Annotated in this window: 15 protein-coding genes; 9 read left to right on the top strand and 6 right to left on the bottom strand. The window is 62.9% G+C overall.

Going from position 1 to position 18,434, the window contains the following annotated elements; all coding sequences use genetic code 11:
• The first annotated feature begins 1 nt into the window (after position 1).
• From HWX91_RS10955 to HWX91_RS10945, 3 genes are all read left to right on the top strand, one after another.
• Positions 2–508, top strand: coding sequence for a (2Fe-2S)-binding protein (locus HWX91_RS10955; RefSeq protein ID WP_028200505.1), 507 nt, complete (start codon positions 2–4; stop codon positions 506–508).
• Positions 505–4,119 carry a molybdopterin cofactor-binding domain-containing protein gene (locus HWX91_RS10950; RefSeq protein WP_028200504.1) on the top strand — a complete coding sequence of 1,205 codons (3,615 nt, stop codon included), beginning with the start codon at positions 505–507 and terminating at the stop codon, positions 4,117–4,119. The genes HWX91_RS10955 and HWX91_RS10950 overlap by 4 nt, the downstream gene beginning before the upstream one ends.
• Positions 4,120–4,274: 155 nt before the next feature.
• A complete protein-coding gene (locus tag HWX91_RS10945) occupies positions 4,275–5,483 on the top strand; it encodes an ABC transporter substrate-binding protein (RefSeq protein ID WP_028200503.1) in 1,209 nt (402 codons plus the stop codon).
• Between the two features lie 722 nt (positions 5,484–6,205).
• Here the strand turns inward: HWX91_RS10945 and HWX91_RS10940 are convergent.
• Positions 6,206–6,457 carry a hypothetical protein gene (locus tag HWX91_RS10940; RefSeq protein WP_028198416.1) on the bottom strand — a complete coding sequence of 84 codons (252 nt, stop codon included), beginning with the start codon at positions 6,455–6,457 and terminating at the stop codon, positions 6,206–6,208.
• Positions 6,458–6,752: 295 nt separating this feature from the next.
• On the opposite strand from HWX91_RS10940, the gene HWX91_RS10935 reads away from it, so the two are divergent.
• A complete protein-coding gene (locus HWX91_RS10935; protein WP_028198415.1) occupies positions 6,753–7,277 on the top strand; it encodes a DUF6496 domain-containing protein in 525 nt (174 codons plus the stop codon).
• A gap of 159 nt (positions 7,278–7,436) precedes the next feature.
• Here the strand turns inward: HWX91_RS10935 and aptA are convergent, their stop codons facing one another.
• Positions 7,437–8,765: an omega-aminotransferase AptA gene (gene aptA, locus HWX91_RS10930; protein WP_028198414.1), complete on the bottom strand. Its 1,329-nt coding sequence runs from the start codon at positions 8,763–8,765 to the stop codon at positions 7,437–7,439.
• A 157-nt stretch (positions 8,766–8,922) separates the two neighbouring features.
• On the opposite strand from aptA, the gene HWX91_RS10925 reads away from it, so the two are divergent.
• Positions 8,923–10,338, top strand: a complete 1,416-nt coding sequence (locus HWX91_RS10925; protein ID WP_028198413.1) for an aminotransferase-like domain-containing protein — start codon at positions 8,923–8,925, stop codon at positions 10,336–10,338.
• Positions 10,339–10,379: 41 nt separating this feature from the next.
• On the opposite strand, the gene HWX91_RS10920 is transcribed toward HWX91_RS10925, so the two are convergent.
• On the bottom strand, positions 10,380–11,003 hold the full coding sequence (locus tag HWX91_RS10920; protein ID WP_028198412.1) for a LysE family translocator: 624 nt from the start codon (positions 11,001–11,003) through the stop codon (positions 10,380–10,382).
• A 169-nt stretch (positions 11,004–11,172) separates the two neighbouring features.
• On the opposite strand from HWX91_RS10920, the gene HWX91_RS10915 reads away from it, so the two are divergent.
• On the top strand, positions 11,173–12,045 hold the full coding sequence (locus HWX91_RS10915; protein ID WP_028198411.1) for an endonuclease/exonuclease/phosphatase family protein: 873 nt from the start codon (positions 11,173–11,175) through the stop codon (positions 12,043–12,045).
• 11 nt (positions 12,046–12,056) lie between these two features.
• Here the strand turns inward: HWX91_RS10915 and HWX91_RS10910 are convergent, their stop codons facing one another.
• Positions 12,057–12,293, bottom strand: a complete 237-nt coding sequence (locus tag HWX91_RS10910; protein WP_028198410.1) for a hypothetical protein — start codon at positions 12,291–12,293, stop codon at positions 12,057–12,059.
• A gap of 167 nt (positions 12,294–12,460) precedes the next feature.
• Here HWX91_RS10910 and HWX91_RS10905 point away from each other — a divergent pair, with 167 nt between their 5' ends.
• Positions 12,461–12,757 carry a hypothetical protein gene (locus HWX91_RS10905; protein WP_102857542.1) on the top strand — a complete coding sequence of 99 codons (297 nt, stop codon included), beginning with the start codon at positions 12,461–12,463 and terminating at the stop codon, positions 12,755–12,757.
• Positions 12,758–12,865: 108 nt separating this feature from the next.
• Here the strand turns inward: HWX91_RS10905 and HWX91_RS10900 are convergent, their stop codons facing one another.
• Positions 12,866–13,768 carry a YihY/virulence factor BrkB family protein gene (locus HWX91_RS10900; RefSeq protein ID WP_028198408.1) on the bottom strand — a complete coding sequence of 301 codons (903 nt, stop codon included), beginning with the start codon at positions 13,766–13,768 and terminating at the stop codon, positions 12,866–12,868.
• A 131-nt stretch (positions 13,769–13,899) separates the two neighbouring features.
• On the opposite strand from HWX91_RS10900, the gene HWX91_RS10895 reads away from it, so the two are divergent.
• Positions 13,900–15,054, top strand: coding sequence for a ligase-associated DNA damage response exonuclease (locus tag HWX91_RS10895; protein ID WP_028198407.1), 1,155 nt, complete (start codon positions 13,900–13,902; stop codon positions 15,052–15,054).
• Positions 15,051–16,739 carry an ATP-dependent DNA ligase gene (locus HWX91_RS10890; protein WP_028198406.1) on the top strand — a complete coding sequence of 563 codons (1,689 nt, stop codon included), beginning with the start codon at positions 15,051–15,053 and terminating at the stop codon, positions 16,737–16,739. The genes HWX91_RS10895 and HWX91_RS10890 overlap by 4 nt, the downstream gene beginning before the upstream one ends.
• A 93-nt stretch (positions 16,740–16,832) precedes the next feature.
• Here HWX91_RS10890 and HWX91_RS10885 read toward each other — a convergent pair whose 3' ends face one another.
• On the bottom strand, positions 16,833–18,284 hold the full coding sequence (locus tag HWX91_RS10885) for an aminotransferase-like domain-containing protein (RefSeq protein WP_028198405.1): 1,452 nt from the start codon (positions 18,282–18,284) through the stop codon (positions 16,833–16,835).
• Positions 18,285–18,434: the final 150 nt, after the last annotated feature.

Below are 18,434 nucleotides of genomic sequence, written 5' to 3'. Positions count from 1 at the left end.
CATGAACCGTCCGGCGCCTCTTGCGCTGCACGTCAACGGCGCGACCCATCTGGTCAGCGCCGCTGCCGATACGCCGCTGCTTTATCTGCTGCGCAACGACCTCGCATTGAACGGTCCGAAATTCGGATGTGGTCTCGGCGAATGCGGCGCGTGCACGGTATTGCTCGATGGCATGCCGACGCGCTCGTGCGTGACGACCGCGAAGGTTGCGCTGGGGCGCGAGATCACCACGCTCGAAGGATTGGGTACGCGTACCGCGCTGCATCCGGTACAGCAGGCATTTATCGAGGAACAGGCCGCACAGTGCGGCTATTGCCTGAACGGCATGATCATGACCGCCAAAGCGTTGCTCGATCGCGATCCGCATCCGGGTGTCGAAACGATTCGGCGGGAATTGTCGCGCAATCTCTGCCGCTGCGGCACGCATGTCGAGATCGTGCGCGCGGTTCAGCGCGCAGCGGAATTGCTTGCCGTGCAAGCGGTGCCGGATCGGGGAGCGCAGGCATGACCGGGCCGGATTTCAGCGTCGATCGGCGGGCCGCGCCGCCGTCGCGGCAGCACCTCTACGACGCGCAGAGTGTGCTGCTCGTCACGCGGCCGCCGCAACCGCCGGTGCGCGCGCCGATTGGGCAGCCGGGGTCGCGCTCCACGTTCGTACCGACGCAAGCCGACATGTTTCTTGTCGTGCGCGACGACGGCAGTGTGGTCGCGTTCAACGGTCACGTCGATCTCGGTACCGGCATAGGCACAGCGCTCGCGCAGATCGTCGCGGAAGAACTGGATGTGCCGTTGACGCGCGTGTCGATCGTACTGGGTCATACGAATGAGGCGCCGAATCAGGGTCCGACGATCGCGAGCGCGACGATCCAGATATCGGCCGTGCCGTTACGGCATGCAGCCGCGCAAGCCCGGCAATTCCTGCTGACCGAAGCGGCCGCGCGTTTGAAGGTCGATCCGGCGCAACTCGATGTGCGCGACGGCGTGATCTTTCAACGTGACGACGACACCATCAAAGGTCTGAGCTACGGCGAACTGATCGCCGGCCGGCGTATTGAACTGACACTCGCCACCGACGCGCCTTTGAAGTCACCCGACACGTACAGGATCGTCGGCAAGAGCTCGCCGCGTGTCGATATTCCCGCGAAGGCCACCGGAGAACTGAGCTTCGTGCATGACGTGCGCGTGCCGGGCATGCTGCACGGCCGTGTCGTACGGCCGCCTTACGCGGGAATCGCGCAGGGCGAGTTCATCGGCAATAGCCTGTTGCATGTCGATGAAGATTCCCTTCGTGACTTGCCCGGCATCGTCAAGGTAGTGGTGATCCGCGATTTCGTGGGTATTGTCGCTGAGCGCGAAGAGATCGCGCAGCAGGCGGTGAAGCGGTTGGATGTACGGTGGAAAACAGTAGAAGGTTTGCCGCCGCTCGAAACCAGCGAGGAAGTGGAGGCCGCGCTAAGAGCCAATCCGGCCAGCCGGCGCGATCTGGTGATCGAAGGCGACATGGACGCAGCGCTTGCGCAAGACCCGGCCCGAACGTTGGAACGCACCTACGTATGGCCGTTTCAGATGCATGCGTCGATTGGACCGTCGTGCGCGGTGGCCGACTACCGGGAAGGGACACTGAAGGTCTGGTCGGGTACGCAGAATCCCCATTCGTTGCGCGCCGACCTCGCTCTGCTGATGCCGCTGGACGAAGCGCACATCGAAATCGTGCGCATGGATGCGGCCGGGTGCTATGGCCGCAATTGCGCGGACGACGTCGCCGCCGATGCCGCGCTGCTCTCGCGCGCAACCGGCAGTCCCGTGCGTGTGCAACTCTCGCGCGAAGACGAGCATGCCTGGGAGCCCAAGGGTGCAGCGCAATTGATGGACGTGCGCGGCGCTTTAGGCGCGCAAGGCGAACTCGCCGCCTACGATTTCGCAACGCGCTATCCATCGAACGACGCCCCCACGTTGGCGCTGTTGCTTACCGGAACCCTGTCCCCGCAGCCGCAAGTCTTCGAAATGGGCGACCGCACGGCCGTGCCGCCGTACGACTACCGGACCATGCGCATCGTTTGCGACGACACGCCGCCGATCGTGCGCGCGTCCTGGCTAAGAGGCGTGTCCGCGTTGCCGAACACGTTCGCGCATGAATCTTTCATCGACGAGCTCGCGGCGCAAGCGGGCGCGGACCCCGTTGAGTTTCGGCTGAAACATCTCACTGATCCGCGGGCGATCGATCTCGTCAAGGCTGTGGCTGAGAAAGCCGGCTGGCAGCCTCGTACCGCCGCGTTTAAAGACGAGGCTCAGGAACAGGGCGACGTTGCGCGCGGCAGAGGTTTCGCGTACGCCCGCTACGTGCACAGCAAATTCCCCGGCTTCGGCGCGGCTTGGTCCGCGTGGGTTGCCGACGTCGAGGTGAACCGCAAGAGCGGCGAGCTTGCGGTGACGCGCGTAGTGGTCGGGCAGGACACCGGCACGATGGTGAATCCGGATGGCGTGCGCCATCAGATTCACGGCAACGTGATCCAGGCAACCAGCCGCGCGCTGAAAGAACGCGTGACGTTCGGCGAGAATGCGGTGACAAGTCAGGAGTGGGGCGCGTACCCGATTCTGACTTTCCGTGAAGTGCCGGTAATCGACGTGGTGATGATGCCGCGTCACGGCGAGCCGCCGATGGGCACCGGCGAATCGGCTTCGCTGCCCGGTGCCGCAGCGATCGCCAACGCGTTATATGACGCGACAGGGGTGCGTTTTCGCAGGCCGCCGTTCACGCCTGAAACGATTCGCGCCGCGCTCGCCGATGCGCAAGCGCAGGAAGCCACTGCACGCAGCAGGAAGCGCTGGCGATTCGGCTTTCTCGGCACGCTCGCCGCGGGCGCGGTCGGCTGGCTGGGCGTACTGGCCATGTCGCCGGCAGCCATTGCGCCGATTGCGCCGCCGCTCGCGAGCGCGTTCGCGCCCGAACTGGTGGCGCGCGGCAAGCTGCTCGCGTCGCTGGGTAACTGCGCGGTTTGCCATACTGCCCACAATGGCGTGCCGAACGCGGGTGGCAAACCGCTCGATACGCCATTCGGCACCGTGTATAGCACCAACATCACGCCCGACGGACTAACGGGCATCGGTACATGGTCGCTCGACGCGTTCGTGCGGGCGATGCGGCAAGGTATCAGCCGCGACGGGCATCGTCTGTATCCCGCGTTCCCCTACACGTCGTTCAAAAACACCTCCGACGACGACCTCAAGGCGCTTTACGCTTACCTGATGGCACAGACGCCGGTGCGCTCGCGCCCGCCGGAAACGAAGCTGGCGTATCCGTTCAGCGTGCGTCCTCTGATGGCCGTATGGAACGGGCTTTTCCTTGGACGCAACCCTTTGCCCGCCGATGCGACGCAAAGCGCGCAATGGAATCGCGGAGCGTACCTGGTGAACGGTCTCGGCCATTGCAGCGCATGCCATACGCCGCGCAACGCATTCGGCGCCGAGAAAACCGGCGCCGCTTTCATGGGCGGCGGCATGGCGGACGGATGGGAAGCGCCCGCGCTGTCGACGCTTTCCAACGCGCCCGTACCCTGGAGCGAAGACGAACTGTTCAGCTATCTGCGCTACGGCCACGCGCCCTTGCATGGCGTGGCGGCCGGCCCGATGGCTCCGGTCGTCAACGATCTGGCGGCTTTGCCCGACAGCGATATTCGCGCGATGGCCACGTATCTGGCCTCGTTGAATCCTCTCGAGGCCAACGCGGATCCGGCGGCCATGGCGCGTCAATATGAGCAGGCCAGCACGATAACGGGTACCGCAACCGGTCCTGGCGCACGCCTGTTCGATGGCGCGTGTGCTGCCTGTCATCACACCGGTAGCGGGCCGCAATTGTTTGGTGCGCATCCGTCGCTGGCGCTTAACACGAATCTGCACAGCGCGACGCCTGATAATCTGATTCGCGTGATTCTCGATGGTATCGGCTCGCCTGCGCGTCCCGAACTCGGTACGATGCCGGCTTACCGTGATAGTTTCAACGACGCGCAGGTCGCCGAACTCGTGTCCTACCTGCGTCAGCAATTCGCCGGCGGCAAACCGGCATGGCAGGACGTCGCGGCAAGCGTCGCCAGAATCCGCGCGGCGCCGCGGGCAGAGTGAAGTCGCCGAACGCATTGCCCCGCCGGTGTGCAACAGAACTTGCAGCACGGCTCGCTGAAGGAATTACCGGGCGAACCGTTGAACGAATCACGAAACGCTTCAACGCTTGATAAAAAGACCGCATTCCCGCAATCCTTTTGATAACGGAGAAACGCATGACCACGCGCGCAGGATGGATCTCTCGCCTCACGGTTTCAACGGTTCTATCGCTCGCGGCTGTCGGCGCGAGCGCGCAGCAGACCATCAAGATCGGTGAGATCAACAGCTACAAGGCGCAGCCGGCCTTTCTCGGACCTTACAAGAACGGCTGGAATCTCGCGCTCGACCAGGTGAATGCGGCGGGCGGTGTATTGGGCAAGCAACTCGAAGTGGTGTCGCGCGACGACAACGGCAATCCGGGCGACACGATCCGTGTCGCGCAGGAATTGATTGCACGTGAGCAGGTGCAATTACTGTTCGGCGGTTTCCTGTCGAACACGGGTCTTGCGTTGACTGACTTTGCCAAGCAGAAGAAGATTTTCTTCCTCGCGGCCGAGCCGTTGACGGACAAGATCGTTTGGGCCGACGGCAACAAATATACGTACCGACTGCGTCCATCGACGTACATGCAGGTTGCGATGCTGGTGCCTGAGGCGGTGAAGCTGAAGAAGAAGCGCTGGGCGCTCGTGTATCCGAATTACGAGTATGGGCAATCGGCGGTGGCGACGTTCAAGAAGCTGATGACGGCGGCGCAGCCGGACGTGCAGTTTGTTGCAGAGCAGGCGACGCCGCTGGGCAATGTCGACGCGGGCGCGGTCACGCAGGCGCTTGCCGATGCGAAGCCGGATGCGATTTTCAACGTGCTGTTTGGCGCCGATCTCGGCAAGTTTGTGCGAGAAGGTAATACGCGGGGCTTGTTCAAGGATCGCAGCGTGGTGTCGTTGCTGACGGGCGAGCCGGATTATCTCGATCCGTTGGGGGCGGAGGCGCCGACTGGCTGGATCGTGACGGGGTACCCGTGGTATTCGATCGATACGGCGGCGAACAAGAAGTTTGTGGATGCGTATCAGGCGAAGTACCACGATTATCCGAGGCTTGGGTCGGTGGTGGGGTATTCGGCGCTGATGTCGATTGCGGCGGGGATCAGGAAGGCTGGGTCTACGGATCCGGATAAGCTTGCTGCCGCGTTCAAGGGCTTAGGGGTGGATACGCCCTTCGGGCCGATTACTTATCGGGCTCAGGATAATCAGTCGACAATGGGGGCGTTTGTTGGGGTTACCGGGGTTAAGGATGGGAAGGGGGTGATGACTTCTTATCGGTATGTGGACGGCGCTAGTGTGCAGCCGTCGGATGCTGAGGTTAAGAAGTTGAGGGCGGCGGAGTGAGGGGGGTTTTTGCCTGTTCGGCGGTTTTGTTGTTGATCTGGATTTTGGGCTCTTCCTTGCAGGGCAGGGTTCGTGGTCTGTTCTGGTGTTGGTCTTTTGGCCTTTCCTTGAATTGTTAGTGGTCTATTAGCGTTGCCCCTGTGCGGGGCGGCACCTACTTTTCTTTGCCTGCCGCAAAGAAAAGTAGGCAAAAGAAAGCGGCTCAAACCGCTAGTTCTTAAGCGGGTCCCCCGCACAGTAGCGGTAGTGGTGCATCTGGAATCTGTCGCCTCGCACACTTCGCCTTAGTGACAAGGCAGTCATACCTCCGGCGGCGCTGCGCCGCCGAAACCCATTTTCCAAAACCATCAGGTGTACCAGGCGCCCCGCTGGTTTCCCTGGCAGACCCGTCCGCGACGCACGCAGTGCGGAGTGGGAGCTGATGAGCCCTGTGTCAACGGCGCTGAGTGCGCGAGGCGACAGATTCCAGATGCACCACTACCGTGGCTGCGCGGGGGACCCGCTTATGAGCTGGCGGTGTGAGCCGCTTTCTTTTGCCTACTTTTCTTTGCGGCAGGCAAAGAAAAGTAGGTGCCGCCCCGCACAGGGGCAACGCTAATAGACCACTAACAATTCAAGGAAAGGCCAAAAGACCAACCCGAAACAAACCACGAACCCAGCAAGGCACCGCCCAAAATCCAGATCAACAAACAAAACCGCCGAACAGGCAAAAACTCAAATCCTCATTCCTCCGCATCATGCTCAATCACAAACCGCCTCAAATAAGCCAGCACAGCGGCTTCCACCCCCCGATGATCGGCCGTGCTCTTTGACCCGGCATTCTCCTCGTCGCCAAACAACGCCGGCGGCGCATCGTGCACATCCACTTCCTGCCCTTCACGAAACACGCGAATCTCGTGAACGTCTTCAGCATATTCGGCAACCCAATGCACACCCTCGATATGCGCGCCTGCGCGAACGGTAGGTATCTTCATGGACGTCTCCCGTCGGGCCGGACCACGGCGCCAACCCTTGCCATCACGATACGCCGTCCAGACGCTATGCGCGAGCGTCACAAGGCAACTTCCCCAACTTTCGCTGCACCGCAACGAGCCTCCCCCATGCCTAACCATGCGGCCGTCGACGCCCATACCGATGCCCGCCGCATCACATAAAAAAGTGCCAAATCTTCAGTAAATACCTCCTCGAACCACATCGGCCCTTGCGGCACACAACCCCGGCACACGCGTTGCTCAGTCCACAGAGTCAACAGCTAACCGGAGAACTGTCATGCCCGAACAGAAAACCATCAAGCGTGCCCAAGCCGATAAGCGTGCCGGCAAGGCATCAAGTACCCAGGCCGGCGAATTCATCAAGGAGCAGGTCGACAGGGTGCGCGCCGGCAAGCACGGTGTGAGATCGGCCAAGCAGGCCATAGCAATCGGTCTGTCAGAAGCGCGCCGTGCAGGCGTTGCGGTGAAGTCGCCGAAGAAGGGCACGGCCAGCGAGGCAACCCGCAAGAAAGCAGCGAAAGATAACGCGGCGGGTCAGCACAAAAGCACGGCGAAAAAGAGCGCGAACGGCGAATCGGCAGCGAAACGCTCACGTGCCGCAACCAACGCATTGAAGCGTGAAAGCACCGCCGGTGTATCGCGCACGGCTTTGTCGAAGCAAACGAAGTCGGCCGCAGCAAAACGTCCAGCGGCGAGCCGTTCCGCAGCAGCGAAGAAAGCCGCCGCGACGAAGGGCGCCGCGGGCCGCTCGGCCGCAGCGAAGAAAGCTGCGCACACCAGGGCTACCCGCGCGCATCATTGAAGTAAGGGAGTACCTGAACAGACGTGCGGCGCATGATGGAAACCGGCCGCACTGTGTCGATGCCTCGCACCTGAGAGAGGATCGATGTCGGCCCACGCAAGGCGGGCAGCGAAGCGGCGCGCGCACCCCACGCGCGCCGCCCCTTTCCACGAGCCCTGCTTACTGCACGGTCGCCAGCACGTCGCCCACGGTCTTGAAGATGTGCGCGATCTGCTCTTCGTCGATGATGAGCGGCGGCGAGAACGCGAGGATGTCGCCGGTAAAGCGCACTAGCACGCCCGCTTCGAAGCACTTCACGAACGCTTCGTAAGCTCGCGCACCCGGCGCGCCGTCGCGCGGCTCGAGTTCGACGCCCGCGATCATGCCGAGGTTGCGCACGTCCTTCACATGCTTGGCGCCCCGCAGCGAGTGAGCCGCGGCTTCGAACTTCGGCGCCATCGTCGCAGCGCGCTCGAACAGGCCTTCGCGGCGATACAGGTCGAGCGTCGCAACCGCAGCGGCGGTCGCGGCCGGGTGGGCCGAATACGTGTAGCCGTGGAATAGCTCGATGGCGCCCTGTGCGCCGCTGTTGACGATCGAGTCATGAATCGTGCGGCTCGCGGCCACTGCGCCCATCGGGATCGAGGCGTTGTTGATCGCCTTGGCCATCGTGATCAGGTCCGGCGTCACGCCGAAGTACTCGCTCGCCGTTGCCTTGCCGACGCGGCCAAAAGCGGTAATCACTTCGTCGAAAATCAGCAGGATGCCGTGCTTCGTGCAAATTTCGCGCAGCTTCTGCAGATAGCCTTGCGGCGGAATCAGCACACCCGTCGAGCCGGCCACCGGTTCGACGATCACGGCGGCAATCGTCGAGGCATCGTGCAGCGTGACAATGCGCTCGAGTTCGTCGGCGAGATGGGCGCCCCAGGCGGGCTGGCCTTTCGAAAACGCGTTGTGTTCAAGGTTGTGCGTGTGCGGCAGGTGATCGACCGCCGGCAGCAACACGCCGGAGAAGGTCTTGCGGTTCGGCGCGATACCGCCGACCGAAATGCCGCCGAAGCCCACGCCGTGATAGCCGCGCTCGCGCCCGATCAGACGGGTGCGCTGACCTTCGCCGCGCGAACGGTGGTACGCGAGGGCGATTTTCAGGGCGGTGTCGACCGATTCGGAGCCGGAGTTCGTGAAGAAGATCCGGTCGAGGCCATCCGGCATCAGTTCGGCGACTTTGGTGGCCGCTTCGAACGCCAACGGGTGGCCCATCTGAAAGGTCGGCGCGAAATCGAGCGTCGACAGTTGTTCGGTAATCGCCGCCACGATTTCGTCGCGCCCGTGGCCGGCGTTCACGCACCAGAGACCGGCGCAGCCGTCGAGCACTTCACGCCCGTCAGTGGTGCGGTAATACATGCCCTTGGCCGATTCCAGCAGGCGCGGCGCGGCCTTGAACTGGCGGTTGGCGGTAAACGGCATCCAGAAAGACGACAGATCGTCGATGACGGGGCGCGAAGTCATGGTTTTCTCCTCGAAGTGGTCCCCCAAGGGACTTCCGTTGGGGCATAGCCAAAACTGTAGCGTTCGCGGTTTAATGGCGGCATAAACAGTTGACGCGGTGTGGCGCTAACTGTGTTGGTGGAAACGCGATAACTGTGCCGACTCCTCACTTCTGACCATGATCGAATTACAACTGGAGCGCGACCGGCGCGCCGCGCCTACGCTCGTCGAGCAGGTGGTGCAGGGCTTCGCGAGCGCGATCGAAGCGCAGTCGCTGCGCGCGGGCGCGCTGTTGCCGTCGGTGCGGCAGTTGGCGCAAAGCCACGAGCTGAGCACCTTCACGGTCACGGAGGCCTACAACCGTCTTGTTTCGATGGGCCTTGTAGTGGCGCGGCGCGGCTCCGGTTATCGGGTCGCGGCGCGCGCGCAGTCGGCACGGGCCGCTCCGACCGACTGGCAACCGCCGAGCCTGACCGCGACCTGGCTGCTGTCCGACGTGTTCGCCGACCATTCGGTGCCGATCAAGGCGGGCGGCGGCTGGCTGCCGAACGAGTGGATCAACGAAACGGGTTTGCAGCATGCGCTGCGGGCCATGAGCCGGGTGCCGGCGGCACGGCTCGGCGACTACGGGCATCCGTACGGTTTCGCGCCGCTGCGCGAGCGGATCGCCGAGCAGCTCGACCGGCGCGGTTTGCCGGTCGACGTCTCCAACGTGCTGCTCACGCAGGGCGCGACGCAAGGGCTCGATCTGATCGTGCGCACCTTGCTGCGCGCGGGCGACGCGGTGATCGTCGAAGATCCGGGTTATTGCAATCTGCTGCAGATTCTCAAGCTCGCGGGGCTGGTCGTGCACGGCGTGCCGCGCACGCCGGCGGGCGTCGATACCGACGTGCTAGAGGCGCTGGTCGCGCAACACAAGCCGAAGGCGATTTTCGTCAACACCACGCTGCAGAATCCGACCGGCGTGACGTTCGGCATGTCGGCGGCGTTCCGTCTGTTGCAGATCGCCGAGCGTCAGCGCATGTGGGTGATCGAAGACGATGTCAGCCGCGAGCTGGCGCCGCCCGGCGCGCCTCTGTTTGCCGCGATGGAAGGCTTGCAGCGCGTGCTCTACGTAGGCGGTTTTTCGAAGACGGTGACGCCGGGACTGCGCTGCGGGTATGTGGTCGCCGAGCGGGCGGTGCTGCGCGAACTGGCGCGCACGAAGATGGCGGTGGGTTTGACTTCGTCGGAAGCGATCGAGCGGATCGTCGATAAGGTATTGCTCGAAGGGCGCTATGCGCGCCACGTCGAAGCCGTGAACGAGCGGCTCAAGCTCGCGCACGCAACCGTCGAGGAGCGGCTCGATTCGCTCGGTCTCGAACTGTTTCACCGGCCGCGAGCCGGCCTGTTTCTATGGGCGCGGCTGCCGATCGAGGCGGAACGCGCGGGCGAAGTGGCGACCGCCGCGCTCACGCACGGCATCTGGCTCGCGCCCGGCTCCTACTTTCGTCCCGACGATGCGCCGAGCGCCTGGTTCCGTTTCAACGCGCCGTATTCGACCGACGACGCGCTGTGGCGCTTCATCGAACGAATCGGGCGCGGCGAGATCTAGCACAGCTGCGTTTGTACTCGTGCTCGTGCTGGTGCACGTACTCAGGCGGACAGGCCGAGCAGCTTCAGCGCGATCGGATACAGCGAGAGCACCAGCAGCAGCGCCATCGCCACGTTGAAAATGCGCAAGCGCTTCGGGTCTGACAGCACGCGCCGCATCGCGGTGCCGAACCCGGCCCACAGGCAGATGCACGGAAAACCGATCACGTAAAAGATCGCCGCCATCGCGATCGCGTTCATGCTGGTGCTCTGGCTCAGATGGATCGTGGTGGCGGCCGTCAGCACCATCATCCACGCTTTCGGATTGACCCACTGGAACGCGATAGCTTCATAAAACTTCATGGGCCGGTGATCGCCTTTCTTGACCTTCAGTTCACCCGACGTGCCGATTTTCCACGCGAGATACAGCAGATACGCGACGCTTGCGACTTCGAGCACCGTGTACAACACCGGGAAGTGCACGAAGGCTTCGCCCAGACCAATGCCTACCGACAGCATCAACAGAACAACCCCAGCACTGATGCCGGAGAGATGCGGCAGCGTGCGGCGAAAGCCGAAGTTGACGCCCGAGGCGAGCAGCATCGTATTGTTCGGACCGGGCGTGATCGTGGTGACGAGCGCGAACAGGATGCCGGCGGGCAGCGCGCTGAGACTGAGGTAGGACATCATGGGTGGCTCCGGGGGCGATCAGTAAAACGTATGGAGCATTCTAGCGAAGCATTCCGGTACAGTACCTGTACGGTTTGTGGGATGGTGTCCGGTACAGGAGAGCGATGCTGGAAGCGGCCCGGGTAACGGCACTAAACTGAACGCGTGGCCTGGAGGGGAGAACGTCATGCGTCTCGTTGACTGGAACATCCAATGGGGACGCGGTGTGGATGGCCGCGTCGACTTCGCCCGCATCGTGCGCGAAGCAGGAGCGCTGTGCGATTTCGACATTCTTTGCCTTCAGGAAGTCACGCGCGGTTTTCACGAGGGCCCCGCCGCGGGCGGACTGGCGGGCGGCCCCTCCGCCGATCAATTCGCCGAGCTGGCCGCGTTGCTGCCCCACGCACAGGTGTTCGACGTAATCGGCTCCGATCTTCCACCGGTCGGGAATGGGCGGCAGCGGCGCCAATTCGGCAATGCAATCGTGACCCATCTTCCTGTCAGACAGGTGCTGCGTCATTCATTGCCGTGGCCGGCGGACCCGGCGAAGCCGTCAATGCTGCGCGCCGCGCTCGAAGCGGTAATCGACACGGACGTCGGGCCGTTGCGCGTGATCTGCACGCATCTCGAGTTTTACTCGGAAGCACAAAGGCTGGCACAAGTGGCAAAGCTGCACGAAGTGCACAGGGAGGCATGCGACCATGCCCGCCGTCCTGCGCAGGCGGAAAAGCCGGACAGTCCGTTCGCCGACACGGCTCGCCCGATGAGCGCGATCGTATGCGGGGACTTCAACAGCGCGTTCGAAGATTCCGCGTACCGCAGAATGCTTGAACCGATTCCGGACGCGCCGGCATTCGCCGACGCTTGGGCCTGCGCGCATCCAAACGCGCCGCGCGCCTCGACGGTCGGCCTATACGATCGTGAACAATGGTCCGACGGACCGTTCGCATGCGACTTTGTTTTCGTCACCGAAGATTTGAAGCCTCGCATCGCGGCTTGCGGCGTGGATTCGCACAGCCGTTCGTCCGATCATCAGCCGCTGTGGCTCGAGTTGCGCTGAACCTCCGGGTTTCAAGGCATGCCGCCGAGCGAAGGCGAGATCATACTGCCGCGGCCCGGATCGTCCGGATGTTCGTCCGGCACCGTAGGGCGCGCCGAAAGCGGTGGATGGTTGCGGTAGCAGGTGTCGATCGAATCGTTCACTACGCATTGGGCGAATGCATCCGCTTCGCTTTTCTGCGCGAACGTATAGAGCGTTCTTTCGACCTGCACCTCGGTATCCGATATGCGAATGGTCGTGACCGTCATGAGTTTCTCCTTTTTACAAAGTGACGCCGGCGCTTGCGCCTTTAATGCCGCAATGCGTGTGCCCAAACCACGTGTGCACTCCGCGCCTCCGGCGCTGCCGCGCACGGTCCGAATGTTGCTGCACAGGTTGCTCCAGTAAGACACCGTCGATGAAAGGAGCGCCCCACATGAACCCCGATTCGCAATCTGGCAAGCACCCTGATGCCCACTCCGAAACCCCGCGCGAGCATGGGCGCGCGGCCGACGTTTCGCCTGAAGTCAAAGAGCGCAACAAGCCAAGCGGCACGCATTACGTGGAGCCGAGCCCACTCGGCATCGAGCCCGTCGTGCAGACCGGCGTCGACCAGCAAACGAATCCGCCGCGCTCGACCGAGCATCCCGCGCAGACAGCGGAAGTGCCGCTCGGAACAGGCGAGCACGCCGAGCCTCCGGGAGGTGGCGGCACCCCGGCGCACAAAAAATGAATCCGCGCAGAACCGGATGGACGACGTATGCAACAGGAGCAACAGGAGCAACAGGAGCAACAGGACAACGAACCGTTCGATTCGCGCGAAGCCGCGGGGAGCGAATGCTCAGCCTGTTTTGATAGGCTGTTTCGGCGCGCCGGTCGGCTCCAGGCCGAAGCGCTCGTATTGCGCGATGATCTGCGCGCCAAACAGCAGCAAGGTGGCGAGCCATTCGAGGCTGAATAGAATGACGATCGCCATGGTGAGCGACCCATACACCACGCTGACTTGCGAGAGCGTCGCGAAATACCAGACCAGCACGTGCCGCGTGATTTCCCATAACGCAGCCGCGACAATGCCGCCGAACAGTGCGTGCTTGAGCGTCGGCCGTCCCACGGGCATGACCATATAGATCGACGTCAGCACGAAAATCTCACCGGCAAGACCCAGCAGGTACAGCAATACGCGCGAGAGTCCGTGCAGCGACACGCGCGTGCCGAATACATCGATGCCCTCCGCGCCCACGGCGTCGAGCCCGCTCGATACGAGAGTGACGATCAGCGCGCCGACGCCGAGAAAAAGGATGTAGCAATAGGGCATCACGGCGGAGAGTAAAAAGTGCCGCCGCCGTATCGCGACGCGATGCACGAAGATCAGCGACATCGCGTTTTCCAGCACGGTAAACGCGAGCGAACTGAAAAACAGCATCGTAATGAACAGAACCCAGCCGATCACTGCGCGATGGGCAAGGAAATTGGTCAGTTCGCGCACCAGCGCTTCCGATTGCCCCGGCACCAGCCATTGCAGCAGATGCCCCAGCGCGGACAGCAGAATATGTTGTGGCACGATGCGCGATAGCGCGATAACGATGAGAATCATCAGCGGCACGATGGAAAGGAGCGCGTAGTAGGCGACTGCGCCCGCGAGCAGCAAACCCTGGTTGGCTCGGAACGCCTTGAGCGTTTCGAGCATGAAGCGCCCAGGATGCCTCGCGACATACAACGCGTGTTCGTCGATGATGGAATGCATGCGTCCTCGCCACGCGCGTGTTCGGCGCCGCCCGGTGACGGCGCTTGCCGGTGCGCTCGAGAAAGCATTCAAGCAAGAAATTCGCCACGACGGCGGTTAGTGCCAGGAATACGACTTGCTTCAGGAGTGAAATGGATCCGGAACCGACATTGGGCTTACCAGAAAACACCGATCGCGCGGACCTCGTGGTCGCGCGGCGAGAAGGCCTGTATTGCGCGGTGGGCGATTTCTATATCGACCCGTGGCAGCCGGTTGCGCGTGCGGTCATCACGCATGCGCATTCGGATCACGCCCGTTTCGGACATCGTCACTATCTGGCTGCACAAAGGGGCGCGAGCGTGCTGCTGTCGCGCTTGCCCGATATTTCGCTGCAGACTCTCGCATACGGTGAAAGGCTGGACATAAACGGCGTGACGGTTTCGCTGCATCCGGCCGGGCACGTATTGGGTTCCGCGCAAGTGCGCATCGAGCACCGCGGACAGGTATGGGTGGCGTCCGGCGATTACAAGCTCGACCCCGATCCGACCTGCGACGCATTCGAGCCCGTACGTTGCGACACCTTCATTACGGAATCCACGTTCGGTCTGCCTATATACCGGTGGGACGCGCCGCAAAGCGTGTTCGACGGCGTGGCTTCATGGTGGCGTCACAATGCCGCCGAAGGACGAGCGTCCGTGCTGTTCTGCTACTCGTTCGGCAAGGCGCAGCGCGTGCTGGCGAGCGTCGACGCGGGCATCGGTCCGATCTTCTGTCACGGCGCGGTCGAACCGCTGAATCGTGCATACCGCGACGCGGGCGTTCGTCTGCCGCCGACGAGGCTCGTCAGTGAAGTCGCGCAGAAAGACAAGGCGGCCTTCAGGCAGGCGCTGATCGTCGCGCCGCCCTCAGCGCAGGGCAGCGCGTGGCTGCGGCGTTTCGGCGACTATAGCGACGCGTTCGCGTCGGGCTGGATGCGTTTGCGCGGCGCGCGCCGCCGACGCGGCGTCGACCGTGGCTTCATCCTCTCGGATCACGCGGACTGGCCCGCGCTGCAAACCGCGATTCACGAAACCGGCGCGCGGCGCGTGATCGTCACGCATGGTTCAGTCGAACCGATGGTCCGCTGGCTTCGCGAGCAAGGGCTCGAAGCAGGCGCATTCGCGACGCAATACGGCGACGATACGGTGGAAGCCGATGCCTTGGGCGCTGACGAGGCAGCGCCTCCAACACGCGCTGAAAGCGTTGAAAATGCGGAGCACGGCGAAGCACAGCCGCACGAAGCCAGCGATACGGCGAGCCGTTCATGAAGCGTTTCGCCGCTCTCTACACCGCGCTCGATGCAACCACGTCCACGCGTGACAAGCTCGAGGCGCTCACGACTTATTTCGCCGTGGCCGCGCCGGAAGACGCTGCGTGGGCGTCGTACTTTCTGGCAGGCGGCAAACCGCGTCAATCGGTGCCGACGCGCCTGCTGACCGAATTCGCATGTGAACGTGCGGGCTTGCCCGCATGGTTATTCGAGGAGTCCTACCAGGCAGTGGGCGATCTTGCCGAAACGATCGCTCATATCCTGCCGCCCGCGCAACGCAGTTCCGAACTCGGGCTCACACAATGGATCGAGCAACGCGTGCTGCTTTTGCGCGGTCTCGCGCCGGAAGAATTGCGCACGCGTCTTTTCGGCTACTGGGACGAACTCGACTGGAGCGGCCGCTTTTTGCTGACCAAGCTGATAGGCGGCGGCTTTCGCGTCGGCGTGGCACGGCAACTGGTGGTCAGAGCGCTTGCGGAAATCGCGGGCGTGGATCACAAACGGATTGCACAGCGCATGGTCGGATGGACCGACTCGCAGCAGAAGCCCGACGCGGCGCGCTATCTGCGTCTGATTGCGCCGGAGGCGCCGGCCGAGGATACGCAGCAAGCGGTCGCGCGGCACGACAGCGATCTCGGCTTGCCGTATCCGTTCTTTCTCGCGCATCCGTTGCAGGCCGATCCGGAGACGCTTGGCGATCCGTCGCAATGGCTGATCGAATGGAAGTGGGACGGCATTCGTGCGCAACTCGTCAAGCGCGGCGGAAGGGTGTGGTTATGGTCGCGTGGCGAGGACCTGATCACAGAGCGCTTTCCCGAGGTGGCCGCGTTGGGTGAGGCCTTGCCCGATGGCTTCGTCATCGACGGGGAAATTCTTGCGTGGGAGCCGGGCGCCGTTGCGCCGTTGCCGTTCGCGCGTCTCCAACCTCGAATTGCGCGCAAGACGTTGACGAAAAAAATACTCGCGGATTCGCCCGCCGCGTTGCTCGCTTACGACCTGCTCGAAGCCGCCGGCGAAGATCTGCGCATGACGCCGCTTGCCGGGCGGCGCGCGCAACTCGATGCGCTGGCGGCATCGCTCGACAGCACGCTCGCGCGTGACCTCTTGCGCGTTTCGCCGCTCGTCTCCGGTGCGGATTGGCGGGAGTTGGGCGCGTTGCGCGAAGAAAGCCGTGCGCGCGGTGTCGAAGGATTGATGCTCAAGGAGCGCGAGTCGATGTACGGTGTGGGCCGTACCAAAGCGTCGGGTACGTGGTGGAAATGGAAGATCGAGCCCTATGCGGTGGACGCCGTGCTGGTCTACGCGCAACGCGGCCACGGTCGCCGTGCCAGCCTGTACACCGACTTTACCTTCGCGGTTTGGGATGAAGCGGACGGCGTGCGCACGCTTGTACCTTTTGCCAAGGCCTATTCGGGCCTGACGGACGAAGAAATGCGCCAGGTCGATGCGATCGTGCGCAAGACGACGATCGAGAAGTTCGGACCGGTGCGCAGCGTGCGGCCGACGCTGGTATTCGAAATCGGCTTCGAGGGCATCCAGGCCAGTGCGCGGCATAAGTCCGGCGTTGCGGTGCGATTCCCGCGCATGCTGCGCTGGCGCGTCGACAAGCCTATCGACGAAGCGGACACGCTTGCGATGCTGAAGGGTTTTATCGACGATGCGGCGCGCCCCACAGGATCGTAGGTAGCGCGCGAGTGGTGGCTTGCTGGTTGACGCCCGCAAAATCGGGTTTCACGATCCACCGGCCGTGATGAACGGTCGAGAGCGATATCCCTGTCACGCCGGCTGAACCGGACCGGCCAGCCAGGCGCCGCAACGCGATTCATCAGCGCACAGCGCGCCTAATGTCGCAAGCGCTTTATCGAACCGTGCCGACCACGGATAGCCATAGTTCAGACGCACATGATGTCGAAAGCCGCCGTCCGCCGAGAAGATAGGTCCGGGCGCGATGCTGATCCCGCTATCGAGCGCAGTTCGGAAGAGCTGTATCGCGTCTACGCGATCCGGCAGCGCCACCCACGTGAAATAGCCGCCGTCAGACCTCGTTGCCATCGTATCGGCCGGGAAGTACCGGCCGATCGCGTCGAGCATCTGCGATTGCTGAAGGGCCAGCTCGCGACGGAGTTTGTGCAGGAAACGTTCGTATCCGCCGTGCTCCAGATAGTCGGCGATGGCGCGCTGCGCCGGCATGCTGGCCGATAGGGTTGTCATCCATTTCGCACGTTCCAGCCCAGCCGCGAATCTTCCGGCTGCCGCCCAGCCGATCCGGTACCCGGGCGCAAGGCACTTCGAGAACGAACCACAATGTATGACAAGACCTTTCCGATCGAAGAATTTAGCCGGACGCACCGGCTGCGGGCCAAAATGCAGCTCGTTGTAGACGTCATCCTCGATGAGCGGCACCTCGTGTCTGGCGAGTAGGTCGACCAGTGCCCGCTTCCTGGAATCGTCCAGGGTCACCCCGGTCGGATTGTGGAATGAGGTCATGAGCCAGCAGGCGCGAACCGGATGGTGCTGCAGCGCTTGCGCGAGGGCATCCAGATCATGCCCCTCCACCGGGTCGACCGGAATCTCCACGACGTTTAACCTCAGACGCTCGATAGCCTGCAGCGCTGCGTAGAAGGTCGGCTTTTCGATCACGATCACATCGCCGGGAGCGGCGAGCAACTGGGCGCTTAGCGTCAGCGCGTCGAGTGCGCCGCTCGTAATGATGATCTCGTCGACGGGCACCGTCATCCCGGCCATCAGATATCGCAACGAAATCTGCTGGCGCAATCCTTCGTGCCCCGGCGGCAGTCCGTCAACCATGCAGGCGGGGTGCATCGAACGATTGACCGTCGCGCATGACTTTCCGACGCGCGCCATCGGAAACAGCGCAGGACTCAGAAACGCCGATCCAAGTGGGACGGTGTCGGCCTGCCTGATCGTCTTGAGAACCTCAAAGACCAGGTGGCTGACATTGACGGTCTTCGAGTTGGCACCCGGCGGGGTCGCGGGACTCGCTTTCGGTATTTCCATGGAACCGGGAGACACGAAATAGCCTGAACGCGGGCGGGCCCTGATCAAACCCTGGCTCTCGAGCAGATAGTAGGCGCGAAATACCGTCGCGGGGCTCACGTCCCACGCCTTGCAGGCTGCGCGAACCGAGGGAATACGCGCGCCGGGTGGCAGATCACCGCGCTTGATGAGTTCGCTGAGTTGGTCGGCTAACCGCTCGTACCGTTTCAACGTGTACTCCTCGCAGAACGCACCATAGCCGGCGTCGGATCGAATCCACCAGCGCCCCTCTTTAGAAGATAGCCACTTTCCATCTGATACGGCATTTCTTTTGCCATCTGCTTCTATTGCGGATGCACACACGCTGGCAAAGTGCGGGCC

Origin of the sequence: Paraburkholderia fungorum (assembly GCF_902833645.1) — a bacterium.
Classification (GTDB): domain Bacteria; phylum Pseudomonadota; class Gammaproteobacteria; order Burkholderiales; family Burkholderiaceae; genus Paraburkholderia; species Paraburkholderia fungorum.
The sequence above is the reverse complement of the archived record's forward strand: the minus strand, read 5'-3'. Positions and strand labels throughout refer to the sequence as shown.

Bases quoted from the DNA above. Each gene is read 5' to 3' on its own strand.
- HWX91_RS10955 (WP_028200505.1), top strand. From the start codon at position 2: ATGAACCGTCCGGCGCCTCTTGCGCTGCACGTCAACGGCGCGACCCAT.
- HWX91_RS10950 (WP_028200504.1), top strand. From the start codon at position 505: ATGACCGGGCCGGATTTCAGCGTCGATCGGCGGGCCGCGCCGCCGTCG.
- HWX91_RS10945 (WP_028200503.1), top strand. From the start codon at position 4,275: ATGACCACGCGCGCAGGATGGATCTCTCGCCTCACGGTTTCAACGGTT.
- HWX91_RS10940 (WP_028198416.1), bottom strand. From the start codon at position 6,457: ATGAAGATACCTACCGTTCGCGCAGGCGCGCATATCGAGGGTGTGCAT.
- HWX91_RS10935 (WP_028198415.1), top strand. From the start codon at position 6,753: ATGCCCGAACAGAAAACCATCAAGCGTGCCCAAGCCGATAAGCGTGCC.
- aptA (WP_028198414.1), bottom strand. From the start codon at position 8,765: ATGACTTCGCGCCCCGTCATCGACGATCTGTCGTCTTTCTGGATGCCG.
- HWX91_RS10925 (WP_028198413.1), top strand. From the start codon at position 8,923: ATGATCGAATTACAACTGGAGCGCGACCGGCGCGCCGCGCCTACGCTC.
- HWX91_RS10920 (WP_028198412.1), bottom strand. From the start codon at position 11,003: ATGTCCTACCTCAGTCTCAGCGCGCTGCCCGCCGGCATCCTGTTCGCG.
- HWX91_RS10915 (WP_028198411.1), top strand. From the start codon at position 11,173: ATGCGTCTCGTTGACTGGAACATCCAATGGGGACGCGGTGTGGATGGC.
- HWX91_RS10910 (WP_028198410.1), bottom strand. From the start codon at position 12,293: ATGACGGTCACGACCATTCGCATATCGGATACCGAGGTGCAGGTCGAA.
- HWX91_RS10905 (WP_102857542.1), top strand. From the start codon at position 12,461: ATGAACCCCGATTCGCAATCTGGCAAGCACCCTGATGCCCACTCCGAA.
- HWX91_RS10900 (WP_028198408.1), bottom strand. From the start codon at position 13,768: ATGCATTCCATCATCGACGAACACGCGTTGTATGTCGCGAGGCATCCT.
- HWX91_RS10895 (WP_028198407.1), top strand. From the start codon at position 13,900: ATGGATCCGGAACCGACATTGGGCTTACCAGAAAACACCGATCGCGCG.
- HWX91_RS10890 (WP_028198406.1), top strand. From the start codon at position 15,051: ATGAAGCGTTTCGCCGCTCTCTACACCGCGCTCGATGCAACCACGTCC.